This window comes from Pseudomonas fortuita, from assembly GCF_026898135.2.
Classification (GTDB): domain Bacteria; phylum Pseudomonadota; class Gammaproteobacteria; order Pseudomonadales; family Pseudomonadaceae; genus Aquipseudomonas; species Aquipseudomonas fortuita.
In genome coordinates this window covers 2,399,958-2,416,745 of the sequence record NZ_CP114035.2, presented here as the reverse complement: position 1 = coordinate 2,416,745, position 16,788 = coordinate 2,399,958, and the positions used below count along the sequence as shown (strand labels likewise).

The window sequence follows — 16,788 nt, the reverse complement described above, 5'->3', positions numbered from 1 at the left end:
ACCTCGGATAGTTGTCTGTTCCAAGTCTTGAAGAAGCCAGCCAATATCAGAGACGTCAACTTAGATCCAGACGTCATTCACAGCCGTTCGCTCCCCGCCTTCATGACCGGTATTCAACACACCTCGCGGCTCGATCATCATGAGTTTCGTCTCCGTCTCTGCCGCTGTTCTGTGCTCTACCCCACGCGGCACCACATACAGCTCGCCCGGCTTCACATGCACGCAGCCCTCTGGGAGATCGATGCGCAAGAGGCCTTCGAGTACCAGAAACGCTTCATCGGTCTCGGGGTGCGAGTGCCAAATGAATTCACCTTCGATGCGAACCACCTTGAATTGGTAGTCGTTCATTTCCGCGACCACCCGTGGACTCCACTGTTGCTCGATAAGCGAAGCTTTTTGAGTCAGGTTCACAGGCTGCGGTACGCATTGCTGATGTATGCCGGACATGGCCGATCCTCTCTAGTTGGAGCGACCAGCCTATCGAATGGGAAACACGGCTTTCTTGTACGATCCTGCAACTCAGCGAACAGCACGCAAGCGTTCCAACCAACGCAATGGCGGTACGCCGTAGGTGCGAGTGAAGTGCCGGGTCATGTGGCTCTGATCGTGAAAGCCTGCGGCGAGGGCGGCATCGACCAGGGTGAAGCCGTCCAGGATCAGCCTGCGAAAACAGTCCAGGCGCCGTAGCGTGACAAACCGGTAAGGGCTGGTGCCGTAGAGGGCGCGAAAGTCCCGCGACAAGCTCCATTGCTCACGCCCGCTGGCCTGTTCGAGCATCTCCAGCGTGATGCCTACGTGCAGATGCTCCATGATGAACGCTCTGGCGCGCTCGGCGCTGCGGTAGTCCAGGCGTTTGCGGCCACGTGGCTTACCACCGACGGCACGCAGCGCCATGGCCAGGTCATACACGGCGTCCTGCTCCTCCAGTGTTTCCAGAGGATGGTCCAAGGCTTGTACGAACGCCTCGCTGGCGCGGTACAAACGCGGGTCGCAGGAGAGCCCGCCGGCGATGAAAGGCAACGGTTCGCCCCCGAGCACGTTCTGGATCAACGACGGGTCGATGTAGGCCATACGGTATCGAAAGCCCACCTCCGTGCCAGCCATGCCGTCATGTACTTCATCCGGGTGCAGCACAAGGGTATTGCCTGGCACGCCGTGGCACAGCGCCCCCTTGTAGTGAAAGCTCTGAACACCGGCAAGGGTACGGCCTATCGAGTATGTGTCATGACGATGCGGGTCGTAGCCATGGCCACCAAACCAGGCTTCGATGCGCTCCACGCTGCCAGGCGTAGTGCTGCGTATGACCCAGTCAGGGGTGGATGACGGGTTTGCTTTTCGGTCCATGAGTATGCTTGCTGCTAGTGAGGCATCTGGGATGGGTGGTTGACCCCTTGTGCTTCAGGATTCCCACCCGCGGCGGCGTTTCTCAATCTTGCGCCTCAGGCGCACGGAAGGCCTTGCTGTAGTAACCAGACGGGTCGAAACAGCAAACGTGCTTCTTGCCGGAGGCAAGCATATCGCATGCATTGGCGATTCGTTTTGCGCGCGTCTGGGCCTGCTTGGCTGACGTGATCCAGTGTATCCAGTCTACTCGTGCGAGGGTCGTCGTATTGGTCCAGACCAGACGAGCCTCAGGCGTGGCTGCCAGTGCCTCCTGAAAATCGGGAGGGATGCCAGGTTCGGGCTCCTTCGGCACAGGCCTCACCTCCAGTGTAACGATGTCGCCAATGGCAGCATTTGCAGCGTCGAGTAACGTAGAGCTGATCTGCAGCCAATGGCTCAGTTGACCATCCGGTTCAAGGGTTGCCTGGAAAGGGTATCCATTCAATGTGCCTTCAACTGTCGTCCTTCCGCGCCTGGGAAGCTGTGCACTCGCCTCTTTTGGCAGTACCACGAATGCCCATGACGAATCATCCCCAGGGTTTACCGGACGAAGAAGCGTTGCTTCGAAGCGGGCTTTCACAACGGTCTTTGTCATTGCAACGCCTCCAGTCACGATGCCAGCTTCAGTCGCAGTAAAGACACTTTAACCCGGCAGGGCCGCCAGCACCGCACCCACCCTACTGTTGAACGCAGCGGGGGAGTCCACGACGCGCGCCGGGGCTTTTACCTCGCCGTCGGCACGCGTGGCGCGCCGGGCCTGAAGGCCTTGTTCGGCTTCAAGGCCTCCTCGCAGCAAAAAGGCTACTCCTACAGGCCTCCGGGTAGCGCCAGCACCGCCAGCAATTTGTCTCTGGTTGGTTGAGTGCAAGGCTGCATCGGTTCGCGCAGCTCGTCGGTCATCAAGCCCTGTAACTGCAATGCCGCCTTGACCACAGCCGGGTTGGGCTCGGCAAAGGCCATCCTGATCCAGGGCAGCAGCTGGTAGAACGTGCCACGCGCAGCCGCCCAGTCACTGCTATCGACCTGCCGCAGCATGCGCACGTAAAGGTGCGTATGCACATGGGCCGAGGCCGAAATGGCCCCTGCACCGCCCAGGCACAGGTTGTTGAATATCTGCAGGTCTTCACCGGCCAGCACCTGGGCATGGCCGTCCTGGATCAAGGCCATCGTGGTTTCGCTGTCGCCGCTGCAGTCCTTGACTGCCGCGATGCGCGGATGGCGCACAATCCGGCGCAAGGTTTCGCGCTCGATGCGCACGCCGGTGCGGTAAGGGATGTCGTACACGATAAGCGGCACGCGGGCGGCATCGGCTACCGTGTTGAAGAAGGCTTCGATACCGGCCTGCGAAGGGCGGATGTAGCAAGGCGCCGGTACCAGAAGCCCAGCAATGTTGCGCCGCTGGATCTCGGCCTGGAAGGCCAGCAATTCACGCAAGTTGTAACCCGACAGGCCCATGACCACCTTGTCTGGCGCCACCCAGGCCAGCACGGCGTCCAGCACAGCCAGTTGCTCGGCCTTGGACAGTGCCGCCGCCTCCCCCGTGGTACCGCACACCACAAAACCGGCCACGCCTTCTTCGAGCAGCTTCTTCACCAGCTTTTCAAGGGCGGCGAAGTCAACTTCATTGGCGCGCAGGGGTGTGACAAGGGCGATCCAGATACCACGAAAATTCGACATGCATAAACTCCTGATGTTGACCGAAAGTCAGCGTCAGCGGGTGAAGAGTCGAAGTGGTCTGGCAGGGATACCTGGCGCCTTCTGTCTCGTCAGCCCACCTGACGAGACAGCGCGCCTCGGTCAGATGAGCGGCTGTTTCTTGGATTTCTTGGCAACGGCAACGCACGCACCTGCCTGAGCAATGAAGCCCGAAGCGGAAATGGCGTGGTTGGACATGGACATGCTGGCAAACCCGTTGCGTAGGTATGGCTGGATAATGCTCGGGCGGCGGACAAGCTGTCAACCTGCTGTAGCGCAGGTCGAACATGCCGATGTGCGGTATGGTTACCTGTCAGGCAGATGCTGATTTACCGGAGACATGCATGCTTCGCATTTTTGAACGCTGGCTAGACCCCTTCCCCCCCGACGAGGTACCGCCGCCGCCGGTTGGCCTGCTGCGCTTCATGTGGGCCTGCACCCGGGGCGCCCGCGGCTACATTCTTGCCCTGGCACTGCTCAGTGCCGGGGTGTCGATTTACGAAGCCTGGCTGTTTGCCTTTCTCGGCCAAGTGGTCGACCTGCTCTCGGCCTGGCAGGCCGGTGGCGCGGCAAGCACAAAGGAAAGCCACGTACTGTGGGGGATTGGCATCGTTCTGGTGACCAGCATCGGGCTGGTGGCCCTGCGCACCCTGGTGCAGCACCAGGTGCTGGCAATCAATCTGCCGTTGCGTCTGCGCTGGGACTTCCATCGCCTGATGCTGCGCCAGAGCCTGTCGTTCTTCTCCGACGAGTTCTCTGGCCGGGTTACCACCAAGGTGATGCAAACGGCGCTGGCGGTGCGCGAGGTCTTGTTCACGCTCATCGAAATCCTGCCCGGCATCGGCGTGTACTTCATTGCAATCATCGCCCTGGCCGGTGGCTTTGCCTTGAAGCTGATGCTGCCGTTCATTGCCTGGCTCGTGCTGTTCGGGCTGGCCATGCTGTATTTCGTGCCCCGCCTGGGCAAGGTCGGGCAAGAACAGGCCAACGCACGGTCGTCGATGACCGGGCGAATTTCCGACGCCTACACCAACATCACCACGGTAAAGCTGTTCTCGCACTCCAAACGCGAAGCGCACTTTGCCCGCGCGGCCATGGAGGACTTCAAGCAGACCGGCTTTCGCCAGATGCGCCTGGTCAGCCAGTTCGAGATCGTCAACCAGGCACTGGTGGTGGGTTTGATCTTTGGTGCCGGCGGCTACGCGCTGTGGCTGTGGCACCAGGGCCAGGTCGGCACCGGGGCAGTCGCGGCCATTACCGCCATGGCCCTGCGTATCAATGGCATGTCGCACTGGATCATGTGGCAGATGACCTCGCTGTTCGAGAACATCGGCACCGTGCAGGACGGCATGGCCACCCTCACCCGCGGTCCCAAGGTACAGGATGCGCCAGGTGCCACCGAGCTGGTAACCCGCGGCGGCGCGGTGAGCTTTGACAAGGTCAGTTTCAACTACAACGGCGAGCGCCAGGTGCTCAACGACTTGAGCCTGCACATTCACCCAGGCGAAAAGGTCGGGCTGGTCGGCCGCTCTGGCGCCGGCAAGTCCACCTTGATCAACCTGCTGCTGCGCTTCTACGACGTGGACAGTGGCGAAATCCGCATCGATGGGCAGAACGTCGCCAAGGTCACGCAAGACAGCCTGCGCAGCGCCATCGGCATGGTCACCCAGGACACCTCGCTGTTGCACCGCTCGATTCGGGATAACATCGCCTATGGGCGCCCGGACGCAACCGACGCCCAAATCCGCGCCGCTGCAGCCAATGCACAAGCGGATGGTTTTATCAGCCAGCTCAGCGACCGCCAGGGCCACAACGGTTACGACACCTTGGTGGGCGAGCGCGGTATCAAGCTGTCCGGCGGCCAGCGCCAGCGCATCGCCATTGCCCGGGTAATGCTGAAGAACGCGCCGATCCTGCTGCTGGACGAAGCCACCAGTGCGCTGGACTCGGAAGTGGAAGTGGCCATTCAGGAAAGCCTGGACGAAATGATGCAAGGCAAGACCGTCATCGCCATCGCCCACCGGCTGTCGACAATTGCCGCCATGGACCGGCTGATCGTGATGGATGAAGGGCGCATCATCGAGCAAGGTACACACGCCGAACTGCTGGCGAAGAATGGCACCTATGCCCGGCTGTGGCAGCACCAGAGTGGTGGGTTCCTGGGTGAAGACCAGGGCGTGGCCGAGGTGGTTGAATAGGCTCAGCTGAAGCTGACGCGGACAGTGTGGGAGCAGGCGACGCGAAGGATGGCACCGGCTGCGCCGGTGTTCGCGGGCATGCCCGCTCCCACAGTGGTCGCGCGTGCGCCAGGCCAGCTATCGCAGCTCGGATCGCAGCGGGCTACCTGCGGTATGAACGCCTCAATCCAGCACCGGCCGCAACAGCGCCTGCGCCTCATAAAGCGGTGGCAGATAGCGCAAACGGATTTCATCAACACTCAACCGCGAAGCGTGGGTTGTGATGGTCAGCGTCGCTTTCAACTGACCGGCCCGGTCCAGCAACGGTACACCCAGCACCCGCATGCCGATTTCAAATTCCTGATCAACGATACAGAAACCCTGCCCCTTCACCCGCTGCAACTCCGCGTCCAGCTGCGCCCGGTCTGTCAGCGTATAAGGCGTCAACGGCCGCAGGGGGTTGCGTGCAAAGTACGCCTCCCGTTCCCCCTCACCCAGCCAGGCCAGCCAGATCCGCCCCCCGGCCGTGCAATACATCGGCACCCGCGAGCCGGGCCTGATCGACAACGAAGCCACATGGCTATAACGGCTGCGCACCAGGTGGATGATTTCGTCCCCATCGCGGGTACCCACCGACACATGTTCCTGGGTCTGGCGCGCCACCTGCTCGATGATCGGCCGCAGCATGCGCGGCAGTTGCGCCGAGTCCACATACGCCTGGCCAATACGCAAAGCCTTGGGTGTCAGCCAGTATTCGCGGCTGTCGGTTTCGGCAAATCCCTCGTGCACCAAGGTCAGCAAAAACCGCCGTGTGGCGCTGGGGGTAAGGCCAGACAACCTGGCCGCCTGCGGCACGCTGAGGCGTGGCTGCTCGGCGCTGAACAATTGCATGAGGGCCAGGCCTTTCTGCAACCCGGCGATCAGGTCCCGGGAGTGGATGACGGACGTGTTCATTGTTTTGGCTCATAACGGGTTGCAAAACTGCCGTTCACTGCGATAACCGGCTCATGATTGCGATTATCGCACTAAAAGCCCGATCAGCGCATTGTTGACGCCCCCGCCCGTGCAGCACGCTTGCCTCCACAACAAAACAATAAGGAGGTCAGCATGATTCGTGGTTCCACTGAACTCGTCGCAATCGTCGGTTCGCCCATCGCCCAGGTGAAGTCCCCCGAGAACTTCAACACCTGGTTCGCCAACAACAACTGCAACATCGCCATGCTGCCCATCGACCTGCACGAAGCAGCGCTGGGCAGCTTTGCAGACAGCCTGCGCGGCTGGCAGAACCTGCGTGGTTGCGTGGTCACTGTGCCCTACAAACAAGCCCTGGCCAACTGCCTGGACGGCCTGAGCGCGCGCGCGGCCGCCCTGGGGTCGGTCAATGTGATTCGCCGCGAGCCTGGCGGGCGCTTGCTGGGCGACAACGTGGACGGCGCCGGCTTCCTGGGGGCTGCGCGCAAGCATGGCTTCGAGCCGGCGGGCAAGCGGGCCTTGGTGGTTGGTTGCGGCGGAGTCGGCAGTGCCATCAGCTATGCACTGGGTGAGGCCGGTATTGCCAGCATCACCCTCCATGACCCCAGTGCTGCACGCTTGGGCGCGCTATGCGAACTGCTTGGCAGGGCCTTCCCCGGGCTCGGCATCAGCACGCAGGTCAGCGGGCTTGAAGACTTCGACCTTGTGGCCAATGCCTCCCCCGTCGGTATGGGTACAAGCGCAGAGCTGCCATTGTCTGCCGCGCTGCTGGCAACCCTGCAGCCCGACACCCTGGTCGCCGACGTGGTCACCTCGCCCGAGATCACCCCGCTGTTGCACCGGGCTCGGCAGGTTGGCTGTGCGATCCAGACTGGCCCGGAAATGGCCTTCGCCCAACTGGGCCACCTCGGCGCCTTCATGGGCGTGACGCCACTGGAGATCTGAGGCCATGGCCACTATCGAAAACACACAGCAGCGCTTTGACCTCATTGTGCTGGGCAGCGGCGCCGGAGGTTTTGCCGCTGCAGCCACGGCAGCGCGGCGCGGGCTGAAGGTGCTGGTGGTGGAAAAGGCCGAGCACTTCGGCGGCACGTCGGCGATTTCCGGCGGGGCGGTGTGGCTGTATGGCACCGACCAGGCCCGCGCCGCTGGCGCCAAGGACTCCCCCGAGGCCATGCGCACCTACCTCAGGCACGTTATCGGCGATGGCTACGAGCCTGCATTGGCAGACGCCTTCATCGAGCAGGGCCACCAGGCGCTGCGCTGGCTGGAACAGCACACCGAGCTGCGCTACGCCCTGCGCCCGCACTCACCGGATTATTACCCCGATGCGCCCGGCGCCACCCAGTTTGGTCGGGCGCTGGAAATGGTCGAATACGACGGCAAGCACCTCGGCCCGCGCTTCAAGGACCTGCAGATGCCACCGCCCGGGATGCTGCTGTTCGGCGGCATGATGGTCAACCGCGTGGATATCCAGCATTTTCTCAGCATACGCCGCTCACCCAGGTCGCTGTGGCACTGCCTGAAACTGATGGCGCGTTACGCTCGGGACCGCCTGCAGCACCCACGTGGCACCCGACTGACTACCGGCAACGCCCTGATCGCACGCCTGGCCACCAGTGCCTTCGCCCATGGCACCCAACTGTGGTTGCGCAGCGAGGCCCTGGAGCTGATCGTTGAACAGGGCGTGGTCACGGGCGTGGTGGTACAACACGAGGGGCGCCGTGTGCGGGTACTGGCGCGTGGCGGTGTGGTGTGCGCCATGGGTGGGTTCGCGGCGGGCGCGCTCGCCGCTGGCTACCGGCCCGCCCAGCCAACACCGCACCTGACCATGTCGCCCGCTGCCAACGACGGCGCTGCCCTGCGCCTTGGCCAGGCTGTGTCGGCAGCCCAGGGCGAGGGCCTGGCGGCCAACTTCTTCTGGGCGCCGGTTTCCGAACTGCGCCATGCCAGTGGCGAGCGTGAACGCTTCCCGCACCTGGTCACCGACCGCGCCAAGCCTGGCGTGATCGCGGTAGACCCGACCGGGCGGCGCTTCGTCAACGAGTCGGACTCTTACCACCACTTCGTGCAGACCATGTTCGCCAACGGAATTGCCAGCTGCTGGCTGGTCTGCGATGCCGAGGCCATGAACCGCTACGGCCTGGGCCTGGCGCGGCCTAAACCGGTAAACAACCAGGCGCTGATCGACGCCGGCTACCTGTACCAGGCCGCAACACCAGAGGCCCTGGCCCAGGCCATCGGCGTTGACCCACAGGTGCTTGCGCAAACCCTCGAGCAGTTCAACGCAGATGCCCGCAATGGCATCGACCGCGCGTTCGGCAAAGGCGGCAACAGCTACAACCGCTACATGGGCGACCCGCAACACACCCCTAACCCGTGCCTGGCGCCACTGGCAAGCGGGCCGTTCTACGCCATTCGCATTCACACCGGCGACCTTGGGTCGGCCTGCGGCCTGGTGACCAACGCCGATGCCAATGTACTGAACCGCAGCGGCCAGCCGATTGCCGGGCTGTACGCGGTCGGCAATGACATGAACTCACTGATGAAAGGCACTTACCCCGGCCCCGGCATCACCCTGGGCCCTGCGCTCACCTTCGGCTGGCTCGCTGCCAACCACATCACCGCGCGCCTGCAGGCGCCGGCCACCCAAACGGAGACCTCTGCATGTACTACGAATTGAGAACCTACACCCTCGACCCCCTGAAAATGGCCGACTGGCTGGCCCTGTACCAAAGCCATGCGCTGGAAGTGCAAAGCGAACACCTGGGTAACCTGGTGGGCTTTTTTACCAGCGAGTTTGGCGACGTGAACCAGGTGGTGCACATCTGGGGCTATACCAGCCTCGATGAGCGCATCGCGCGCCGCGCCGCGATGGCAGCAGACCCGCGCTGGGCAGAATTCTCGCGGCGCAACCGCGAACTGGGTGCGGTAGTACGCCTGCAATCGCGACTGATGCGGCCCACCGGCTTTTCGCCGCTGAAGTAAACCGTAAGCGACCTTCTATCAACCCCTGAGCGGAACCCCTGCATGCAACCCCTCGAATGTGACGTACTCGTCATCGGCTCCGGTGCTTCTGGCCTGGCAGCCGCCGTTACCGCTGCGCATCACGGCCTGCGCGTGATCGTTGCGGAAAAAGCCAGCCAGCTGGGCGGCACCAGCGCCTGGTCGGGGGGCTGGCTATGGGTACCGCGCAACCCGCTGGCCATTGCCGAAGGCATCGTCGAAACCGACGATGCCCCAGAACGCTACCTGCGTGCGCAAACCCACACCCACGAGCTGGACCCACGTCAGCGGGCATTCCTGCGCTACGGCCCCGAGATGGTGGCGTTTTTCCAGCAGCACACTGCTGTGCAGTTTCAGTCCGGCAGCCGCATGCCCGACATGCGCGAAGGTGACGGCAGCGCACACGGCGGCCGTTCACTGTGCGCACTGCCCTACGACGGCCGCCTGCTAGGGCCCTGGCTGCACAGGCTGCGCCCACCGCTGGACATCGTCAGCCTGGCCGGCATGGGCATTGCCGGCGGCACCGACATGGCCGCCTTTTTCAATGCCACGCGCTCGTTCAAGGCAGCGTTGCATGTAGGTAAGCGCCTGCTGCGCCACGGGCGCGACCTGCTGCTACACCGACGCGGCCAGCAACTGGTCAATGGCAACGCACTGGTGGCACGCCTGCTGCGCAGCGCCCTGGACCTGGGTGTGACGCTGCTGACCGACAAGCCGGCCAGCCGCCTGTTGGGAGAAGGCCGGGTCAGCGGCGCGCTGTTTGCCGATGGCCAGGCGATTCACGCACGCCGGGGTGTGGTGCTGGCCTGTGGCGGCTTCCCGCACGACCGCCAGCGCATCGCTCAATTGATGGCGCATGCGCCGGATGGCACCCGGCATTACTCTGCCGCGCCCAAAGAAAACAGCGGCGACGGCCTGCGCCTGGGCGAACAGGCCGGTGGCCTGGTAAGCACCGAGCTGGCCCAAGCCGGCGCTTGGGCACCGGTTTCGCGGGTACCACGCAAAGATGGAACCTTCGGCCATTTCCCGCACCTGATCGACCGCGCCAAACCCGGCTTCATTGCCGTGCGCCGCGATGGCCGACGCTTCGTCAACGAAGCCGATTGCTACCATGACTTCATGAACACACTGTTCGCTGCCACGCCGCAAGGCGAGCCGCCTGAAGCCTGGCTGATCTGCGACCACGCGGCGCAGCGCCGCTACGGCATCGGCTGGGCCAAACCGTTTCCCTTCCCTACCCGCTTTTACCAACGCTGTGGCTACCTGCGCAGCGGCGCTACGCTGGCACAGCTGGCGAAGCGTTGCGGGATCGATGCCGGGCAGTTGCAGCGCACTGTGGACGGTTTCAACCACTTTGCGGCACAGGGTGAAGACCCGACCTTCCAGCGCGGCACGTCGGCCTACAACAGGGCCCAGGGTGAACCGCAGCAGGCACCCAACCCGTCGCTTCGGCCGTTGCTGGAGGGGCCGTTTTATGCGGTTAAACTGCTGCCAGGCAGCCTTGGCACCTTCGCCGGCCTGGGCACCGACGCCTCGGCCCGGGTGCTGGACCACGCGGGGCAGCCGATACCCGGGCTGTTTGCGGTGGGTAATGACATGCACAGCGTGATGGGCGGGTATTACCCGAGTGGTGGTATTACCCTTGGCCCGGGGATGACCTTTGGGTATCTGGCCGGTAGAGCGTTAAGTGGCCTGCGTTCACAGTGAACACCGCAAGGGCTGGTTTTCATAAAGGCTGCCCATGCGCCTGCTCTACCTGAACCACCTTGGGCGGCTGTTGCAACAACCCTCGCGGCAACCGGAAGCTTTTGAACGGTTGCTGGGTGATGGGATTGAAGGCTTTTTCAGCATTCAGTCGATAGCGCATCACGCCATCACCGGTCCGGAAGCTCAGGTCTACGCTGGTTGGCGTCCGCCCATTGAGTGAGCCGCGGCTGAGCAAGCGGAACATCGACCACGGCCCGCGGTACTCCAGGCTGCTGCTGTTACCGTTCTGCCTCAGCAAGGTAAGGTTGCTGCGCACCTGCTGCCCCAAAGTATTGGGCCAGACGATCCCGGTGATCTGGCTCGGCCCATGGGTGTAGGAAATCAGCTGACCATCGAGGTCCAGCAGACTGGTGCGCTGGTTAGCGCTGAGCCCCAACGGCTCGATGCTGAACTGCACACTCAACTTGCCGCGCTGGTCAAAGAAGGTTTCGCGGATGCGATCCGCCAGCTCGAGTTGCTCGATCACGTCGGCGCGAATCAAGGATTGCCCGTGCTGAGCGGATTGCAAGGCCTCAAGGTTCTCCTTCAGGAAGACCTCCAGGTATTGATCATGAAACTGCTGCAGCCTCCCTTTCGGCCCGAAGAACGCCTCGAAGTCATCGAGTGAAGCATCGGGTGCCTTCACCATAAAGGGGTAGCGGCCTGCCAGACGTTGCTGGAAGAAACTGTAAACTTCAGCATCCCAACGCCGCTCCAGTTCGCGCAGTGCTTCAACGTTCAGCACCTGGGCGGTCTGGTCGGCGAGCTTTCTGACCTGATGGTTGATGGGCTCCGGCAAGCCTGTGGCAATACGTTGAAGGGTGCCTATCGGGTCATGCCCGGTCATCGCAAAGCGCTGATGCACAGCTTGCAGTGCGGCCTTGCCGCGGTCCGGGCTGTCCTGTACGGCCTTGGCGTAGTCCAGCACGGCCGCAACAGCGCCGAGGGTTTCATCGTAGTAGCTCGGCTTTTCTCCTGTGGCCTGCAGCATCGCGCCCAAGCCTGCAAACGCCCGCTGGATGGCCAAGGCTTGCTGTTGCTCGGGTTTGCGCGTTGCTGAGCGCAGCGTATTCAGTTCACCCGTTATTTCAACACCAGCCGGGGAAGCGAGTGAGGTGTTATCCCTCACCGTATCCAGCAGCCGCTGCAAAGGTGCTGCTGGGCCGGTCAACTGCTGCAGGACCGTGACACCATGGTCCAGATCACGGAAGTCGGCGACGGTGAATGCATTCAAGGCGCGTCGCCAGCTGTCAATGTAATCGGCGCTGTAGAGGTTATGCAGCCGTTCGGTCAACGCATTGCGGTCGACGTCCGAATAGTCGAGTTGGCTGCGCTCGCCCAAGGCCCACTGATCGACCATCGCCATTTCAGCGAACCGCTGGCTGCGCGGCTCGAAGTATTCCCTGAAGCCTTTGGCGGTAAGCATGGCGGCCAGCAGTACCTCCTCCTCCCCATGCCTGGCCCCGGAAGACGGCTGGTACACCACATCGAACGCAGGCCCTACCTGGTGGCGCAGGTCCAGACCGCTGTGCAACTGCTCTTGCGCCTGTTGCTTCAGCCCTGCATAGACCCGCTGTGGCAACGGCAATTTGCGCAATGCCTGCTGCACTTCGCTGACACGCTGGCGGTACTGCGGCAAATCCGTGTCTGCATAGGCCAAGGCGTACTTCAAATGCTGCATGAGGTCACGCTGCAGTTGCCCTTGCCCAGGAAATGCCCGTTGCCAATGACGGGCCATCCAGTCCTCGACCCATTCGGGCCGGCGGCTGTCGCGGTCCTCGATCATCCGGTAAACCCTGAGCGCGGCCATTTGCTGCTCGCTGCCAGAAGGTGCTGCGTTCATGGCATCGATCACACCACTGGCCAACGCCGGCAAGAAACGCCTGGACAACAAGCTCAGGTACGCCTCATCAACCAGGGGGCCAATGTTGCGCCCTTGATACAGACCAAAATCGGCAACACCCAGCCACGCCGCGCGATAGTCGCCAAACACCGCCACCGCATCGCGAATCTGGTCCAGTGGCTCCAGCAGGTTGCGCCCGGTCGGATCAAGCCGCAGATCGACTTCGTGACGGCTGTACTCCTGGCTTTTGGCGAACACACTGGCAGCCTTGGAGCTATTGATATCGAAGTAGCGCTGCCAGCTGGCGATGGCGATACTGAACGCCAGGAGGCCTACGCCAGAACCAATCCACAGCAATTGGCGCTTGCTGCGCGCTACCCGGACGTTGTCGCCCGCCAGGCCGGCCTCCTGATAGATAACCCGCCTGAATGCTTGCTGGATGAAATAGACCAACGCCTTGCCCTGTGCCTTGCCCTCACGCAGGGGAAGTTTCGTCTTGTAGGGCTGTGCCGCTTCACGGACAAATGCATTGCTCATGTCGCCGTGCTGCAGCACTGACGACCAATACACACCACGTACCAACGGTGGCGTGGTGAAACGGTCACTTGCCAAGGCTTCGCGCAGAAATGCCAGCAGTATGGGTCGCAACCCGACCAGTTGGGCTTGCAGTGAGAACAGGCGCCCGCGCGGCGCTGTTTTGCCCAGTACGTCCAGGCGATCGATCACCTGCTCGTTCAATGTGGCGAGAAGCTGTCCGTAGTGCTCGTCATACTCATCCAGCCAGGCATCGAACGCCTCAACTGCATCCAGCTTGAACGTGAATCCCAACAGGCTTTCACGCTTGGCGGCGGGAAGCTTGCCGTAGAACTGATCGAAGCCGTCCAGCAGATCGAATTTGGTCAGTACCACGTACAGTGGCAGGCGCGACCCCAGCTGGGTGCTGACTTCGTACAGGCGTGTGCGCAACCCATGGGCCAGCGCGACGCGTTGGTCGGGCTTGCCATTCAACAGCGCCGGCAAGTCGACGACCAGCAACACACCATTAAGCGCCCGCTGGCTTCGATTACGCACAAGCCAGCTCAACAAGTGCTCCCACAACCGGGCCTCGGTACCGAGCGTCGCGAAGGGTTCAGACTCGGAGGGGTCGTTGGCGGCCGAACCAGCCGGGGGCTTTTGACTGATGAAGATACCGGGCGGATCAATGATCACGGCATCGTCGCTGACCCACCAACCGACCGGGTAGGCCAGTGCTTCAGCCTGTCGACCCCGTGCCTGGGCCTGGTCGATTCGCGTCAGGGTAAAGCGCTGATCGGTGCGGTCGATGAAGCTGGTTTTACCCGATTTTTCATCGCCCAACACCAGGTACCAGGGCAGCCGGTACAGGGCGCGTCGCCCACCGGCATTGTCGAGGTATCGCTCAAGCCCTTGGCTCAACGCCTTCTCTTGCGCCTGCATGAACGGTAGCGTGCCATCCAGTTCGACGGCGCGTGCCTGCCGGCGTTCTGCTTGCAGGCGGCGTAAGCGCCGGCGCACCACCACAAGCCAGCACAAAAGCGGCACCAGCACGAGTACCAGGCTTGCCACGCTGCGATGAGCCACACTTGCCAGCGGCTGTTGCTCACGCCACATCCATTGCGGGCCAAGCCACCAGATAGCGACCAGCATCAGCAAGGCGCCAAGCCCAAGCAGCAGCGGCAGCGCCAGGCCAATGCGCGTTACCCACGGCAAGCCCCAACGTTTGAGTTGCGTCCATATTTGATTCATCGAGGCTCCTGTTCCTTGTCTTGAACTGCCAGCGCTGGGGATGTCGCGTACTGCTGAAGCCGCTGGAACACTTCTGGCTCCCACGCGCTGGCGGTGGTTTGCTGCATCGTTTGGGCAACGCTGGCGCACAGGTTCTGGGCCAGCCACGACACCCCCCGCGCGGCCAGCAGGTCGGCAGCGATCACGGTGGCGTGGCAGCGCTCACGGGGAGCACGAAAGCCCGCTTGCAGCCCTTGCAGCCTGAGGAGCACCGGCTCTACACCAGTGGTTTCCAGCTGGCTGACCAGCTCCTCGCGCAGGCCGCCAAACTCGTGGGAGGTTGAACTTTGCTCGGAGGGCCCTTGCATGCCTTTGAGCCAGGCCAGGCATTGGTCGTCGACAAACACCGTGCCGTCACTGAAGCACAACTGCTGCAGCGCCGGCATTCGCTGTACAAACCGGGCAGTCGCACAACGGATGGCTTCAGCCACCTCGCCCATCGCCAGCCGTGCGGCAACGGTCGCAGCCAGAAAGCTGCCACGAATCCAGTAGGGGCAAGCCGTCACGCTTTTTTCAATACGCTGAAGCAGTGCAGGGTCAAATGCCGTACTGGCAATGGCCTCTTCATAGACCCGCGTGATATCCAGCGGAACCGCCATCAATTCCGTACGGTTGCCCTGCCTGGCCGGGGGAGCAGCCTGAATGTGCGCCCACAACCCAAAACGCCGTAACTGGTAGCCAGTAGCGTCATAAGGGTCCTGCTGGTTGATGAGCTCGGCCATGGCGAGCACAGCCCGCCGTGTCTCACGCTCATTGCCCATCGACAGGTGTGACGCGGGTGTGGCGATGACGTCGGCCAGCGGCGCAGGTTTCACGCTCGCCGCCGGTGGCTTGGGTATCGCACCCTCGCCGACACCGTTGGCGAGCTCTATGTGCTTTCGCAGCAGGCGCCCCAATTCGTCGAGAACAGCTGCCTCCAGCTGTGCCGTGCCCTGTTGCTGCAGGTGGTTGAACGCCGCCTGCGCCGCCGCTGCATGAGTAGGACTAAAGGTGAAACGGTCAAGACGCGGTAGCGCCTCGACCAAGCGGCTGACCACCAGGCCAACCAACTTGCGCTTGCCCAGAAAGCCTTTCGGCCCAGGCTTGGGATGAGCAGTTTCCCAGTAGCACTCGATCATGCCGGCCAACAGCGCCAAGCTGAATCCCCAACGCTGCCAGCAGCCGCTACGCAGCCATGCGGCACTCAGGTGCGCAACAATTCGCAAATGCTTGCATTGCTGGCTCAGGTACTGTCGGGACGCTTCTTCGATGTAGACCCAGTCGATCGAGGCGTCCTGCAGCCCACCCAGCTTGACCATTTCCTGGTCTATGGCCTGGTAGGTTTCGTCCTCGACATCGAACAGCCCGGCAGGCACCGCTGGATCAATCGGTGCGAGCAGCCGAGCGACTTCGGCCGCGGATACCTGCGCTACCACCGGCATGTGCTTCGCGCCTGGCTGATCAGCGGATCCAGGCCTTGAGCATCGAAGGTCAGCCCGTCGACCTCGCCGTGCTCACTCACAACCTCGATACGCTGGGCACCGATCAGCTTCCTGATCTGCTCGATGGCTGGCAGGCCCCGCCCGGCATCGAGCACCTGCCCGTTCTCCATCACCTGCCAGGACGTCTCACGGGTAGACCAGCCCTCCCCGGTCAGCCGTACCTTGACCCAACTTGCATCGATCGGGCGCCTGGCAATCAGCTGTAGCCGGGAGATGGCCTGGATGCAACTGATCGCCATGTAGGTACGTTCATCACCCGATGCAATGGCGGGTGCCGAAATCACGAGCGCTGGTGCGCCTGGGCTGTCCTGCGTCTGGCTGCCGATGCGAAACGTCAGGTCATCCGGTGCCCGTGCAGCTTCATTTGCCATCACGCGCAACACACTGGGGGCCTGCTGCTCCGGTGCTGACCACTGTCGCTTTGGTGTGTACGCAGGCGTGCCCGCGGCCTGATCGAAACAGGCCAGTCGCTCGACGTTGGACACAATCCGGGGGCAGTCCCGCGTGGGCCCCGCCAGCACCGATTGCAGACAAAACAGCAACGAGAGACCAGCGCCATATGCACAGCGGTTAATCATCCTGAACTTACTCTCTGAAATAGTACAAACGGCCTATATTACGGCGCGAAATTTCCTACAAAAAAATGCCAATGCACATATGCGCATGCCGCCAACTCGAACAC

At 62.5% G+C, this 16,788-nt stretch carries 13 protein-coding genes; 5 read left to right on the top strand and 8 right to left on the bottom strand.

The features are described from left to right. Positions 1 to 60: 60 nt before the first annotated feature. The 4 genes from OZ911_RS11025 to dapA form a co-directional block, all read right to left on the bottom strand. Positions 61 to 447 (bottom strand): cupin domain-containing protein, encoded by a 387-nt coding sequence (locus OZ911_RS11025; protein ID WP_016486135.1) that lies wholly within the window; start codon positions 445 to 447, stop codon positions 61 to 63. Between the two features lie 72 nt (positions 448 to 519). Continuing rightward, the gene (locus OZ911_RS11020; protein ID WP_023049340.1) at positions 520 to 1,344 is read right to left on the bottom strand and encodes an AraC family transcriptional regulator; all 825 of its coding nucleotides are present in this window, start codon (positions 1,342 to 1,344) and stop codon (positions 520 to 522) included. Positions 1,345 to 1,426: 82 nt separating this feature from the next. Further along, on the bottom strand, positions 1,427 to 1,978 hold the full coding sequence (locus OZ911_RS11015) for a YdeI/OmpD-associated family protein (RefSeq protein ID WP_016486133.1): 552 nt from the start codon (positions 1,976 to 1,978) through the stop codon (positions 1,427 to 1,429). A gap of 212 nt (positions 1,979 to 2,190) precedes the next feature. Next, entirely contained in the window at positions 2,191 to 3,060 is an 870-nt protein-coding gene (dapA, locus tag OZ911_RS11010; RefSeq protein WP_023049339.1) for a 4-hydroxy-tetrahydrodipicolinate synthase, read from the bottom strand. A 362-nt stretch (positions 3,061 to 3,422) separates the two neighbouring features. Here dapA and OZ911_RS11005 point away from each other — a divergent pair, with 362 nt between their 5' ends. Further along, a complete protein-coding gene (locus OZ911_RS11005) occupies positions 3,423 to 5,276 on the top strand; it encodes an ABC transporter ATP-binding protein (RefSeq protein ID WP_070086350.1) in 1,854 nt (617 codons plus the stop codon). A 162-nt stretch (positions 5,277 to 5,438) separates the two neighbouring features. Here the strand turns inward: OZ911_RS11005 and OZ911_RS11000 are convergent, their stop codons facing one another. Beyond that, complete coding sequence (locus OZ911_RS11000; RefSeq protein ID WP_016486129.1) at positions 5,439 to 6,209, bottom strand: IclR family transcriptional regulator; 771 nt, start codon at positions 6,207 to 6,209, stop codon at positions 5,439 to 5,441. Positions 6,210 to 6,362: 153 nt separating this feature from the next. Here OZ911_RS11000 and OZ911_RS10995 point away from each other — a divergent pair, with 153 nt between their 5' ends. The 4 genes from OZ911_RS10995 to OZ911_RS10980 are packed head-to-tail and all read left to right on the top strand — an operon-like array spanning position 6,363 to position 10,940. Next, positions 6,363 to 7,172, top strand: a complete 810-nt coding sequence (locus OZ911_RS10995; protein ID WP_096425936.1) for a shikimate dehydrogenase family protein — start codon at positions 6,363 to 6,365, stop codon at positions 7,170 to 7,172. 4 nt (positions 7,173 to 7,176) lie between these two features. Next, positions 7,177 to 8,910, top strand: a complete 1,734-nt coding sequence (locus OZ911_RS10990) for an FAD-dependent oxidoreductase (protein WP_016486127.1) — start codon at positions 7,177 to 7,179, stop codon at positions 8,908 to 8,910. Further along, positions 8,895 to 9,215 (top strand): NIPSNAP family protein, encoded by a 321-nt coding sequence (locus OZ911_RS10985; RefSeq protein WP_016486126.1) that lies wholly within the window; start codon positions 8,895 to 8,897, stop codon positions 9,213 to 9,215. The genes OZ911_RS10990 and OZ911_RS10985 overlap by 16 nt, the downstream gene beginning before the upstream one ends. Positions 9,216 to 9,257: 42 nt before the next feature. After that, positions 9,258 to 10,940 carry an FAD-dependent oxidoreductase gene (locus OZ911_RS10980; RefSeq protein ID WP_023048035.1) on the top strand — a complete coding sequence of 561 codons (1,683 nt, stop codon included), beginning with the start codon at positions 9,258 to 9,260 and terminating at the stop codon, positions 10,938 to 10,940. 19 nt (positions 10,941 to 10,959) lie between these two features. Here OZ911_RS10980 and tssM read toward each other — a convergent pair whose 3' ends face one another. Genes tssM through vasI form a run of 3 tightly spaced genes read right to left on the bottom strand, consistent with a single transcriptional unit; the run spans position 10,960 to position 16,684 of the window. Continuing rightward, positions 10,960 to 14,586 (bottom strand): type VI secretion system membrane subunit TssM, encoded by a 3,627-nt coding sequence (gene tssM, locus OZ911_RS10975; RefSeq protein ID WP_070086877.1) that lies wholly within the window; start codon positions 14,584 to 14,586, stop codon positions 10,960 to 10,962. After that, the gene (gene tssA, locus OZ911_RS10970) at positions 14,583 to 16,046 is read right to left on the bottom strand and encodes a type VI secretion system protein TssA (protein WP_070086878.1); all 1,464 of its coding nucleotides are present in this window, start codon (positions 16,044 to 16,046) and stop codon (positions 14,583 to 14,585) included. The genes tssM and tssA overlap by 4 nt, the downstream gene beginning before the upstream one ends. Further along, complete coding sequence (gene vasI / locus OZ911_RS10965; protein WP_172455913.1) at positions 16,034 to 16,684, bottom strand: type VI secretion system-associated protein VasI; 651 nt, start codon at positions 16,682 to 16,684, stop codon at positions 16,034 to 16,036. The genes tssA and vasI overlap by 13 nt, the downstream gene beginning before the upstream one ends. Positions 16,685 to 16,788 lie beyond the last annotated feature (104 nt).

What these genes read in the sequence shown, in the direction of transcription:
- OZ911_RS11025 (WP_016486135.1), bottom strand. Translation starts at nt 447, where the DNA reads ATGTCCGGCATACATCAGCAATGCGTACCGCAGCCTGTGAACCTGACT.
- OZ911_RS11020 (WP_023049340.1), bottom strand. Translation starts at nt 1,344, where the DNA reads ATGGACCGAAAAGCAAACCCGTCATCCACCCCTGACTGGGTCATACGC.
- OZ911_RS11015 (WP_016486133.1), bottom strand. Translation starts at nt 1,978, where the DNA reads ATGACAAAGACCGTTGTGAAAGCCCGCTTCGAAGCAACGCTTCTTCGT.
- dapA (WP_023049339.1), bottom strand. Translation starts at nt 3,060, where the DNA reads ATGTCGAATTTTCGTGGTATCTGGATCGCCCTTGTCACACCCCTGCGC.
- OZ911_RS11005 (WP_070086350.1), top strand. Translation starts at nt 3,423, where the DNA reads ATGCTTCGCATTTTTGAACGCTGGCTAGACCCCTTCCCCCCCGACGAG.
- OZ911_RS11000 (WP_016486129.1), bottom strand. Translation starts at nt 6,209, where the DNA reads ATGAACACGTCCGTCATCCACTCCCGGGACCTGATCGCCGGGTTGCAG.
- OZ911_RS10995 (WP_096425936.1), top strand. Translation starts at nt 6,363, where the DNA reads ATGATTCGTGGTTCCACTGAACTCGTCGCAATCGTCGGTTCGCCCATC.
- OZ911_RS10990 (WP_016486127.1), top strand. Translation starts at nt 7,177, where the DNA reads ATGGCCACTATCGAAAACACACAGCAGCGCTTTGACCTCATTGTGCTG.
- OZ911_RS10985 (WP_016486126.1), top strand. Translation starts at nt 8,895, where the DNA reads ATGTACTACGAATTGAGAACCTACACCCTCGACCCCCTGAAAATGGCC.
- OZ911_RS10980 (WP_023048035.1), top strand. Translation starts at nt 9,258, where the DNA reads ATGCAACCCCTCGAATGTGACGTACTCGTCATCGGCTCCGGTGCTTCT.
- tssM (WP_070086877.1), bottom strand. Translation starts at nt 14,586, where the DNA reads ATGAATCAAATATGGACGCAACTCAAACGTTGGGGCTTGCCGTGGGTA.
- tssA (WP_070086878.1), bottom strand. Translation starts at nt 16,046, where the DNA reads ATGCCGGTGGTAGCGCAGGTATCCGCGGCCGAAGTCGCTCGGCTGCTC.
- vasI (WP_172455913.1), bottom strand. Translation starts at nt 16,684, where the DNA reads ATGATTAACCGCTGTGCATATGGCGCTGGTCTCTCGTTGCTGTTTTGT.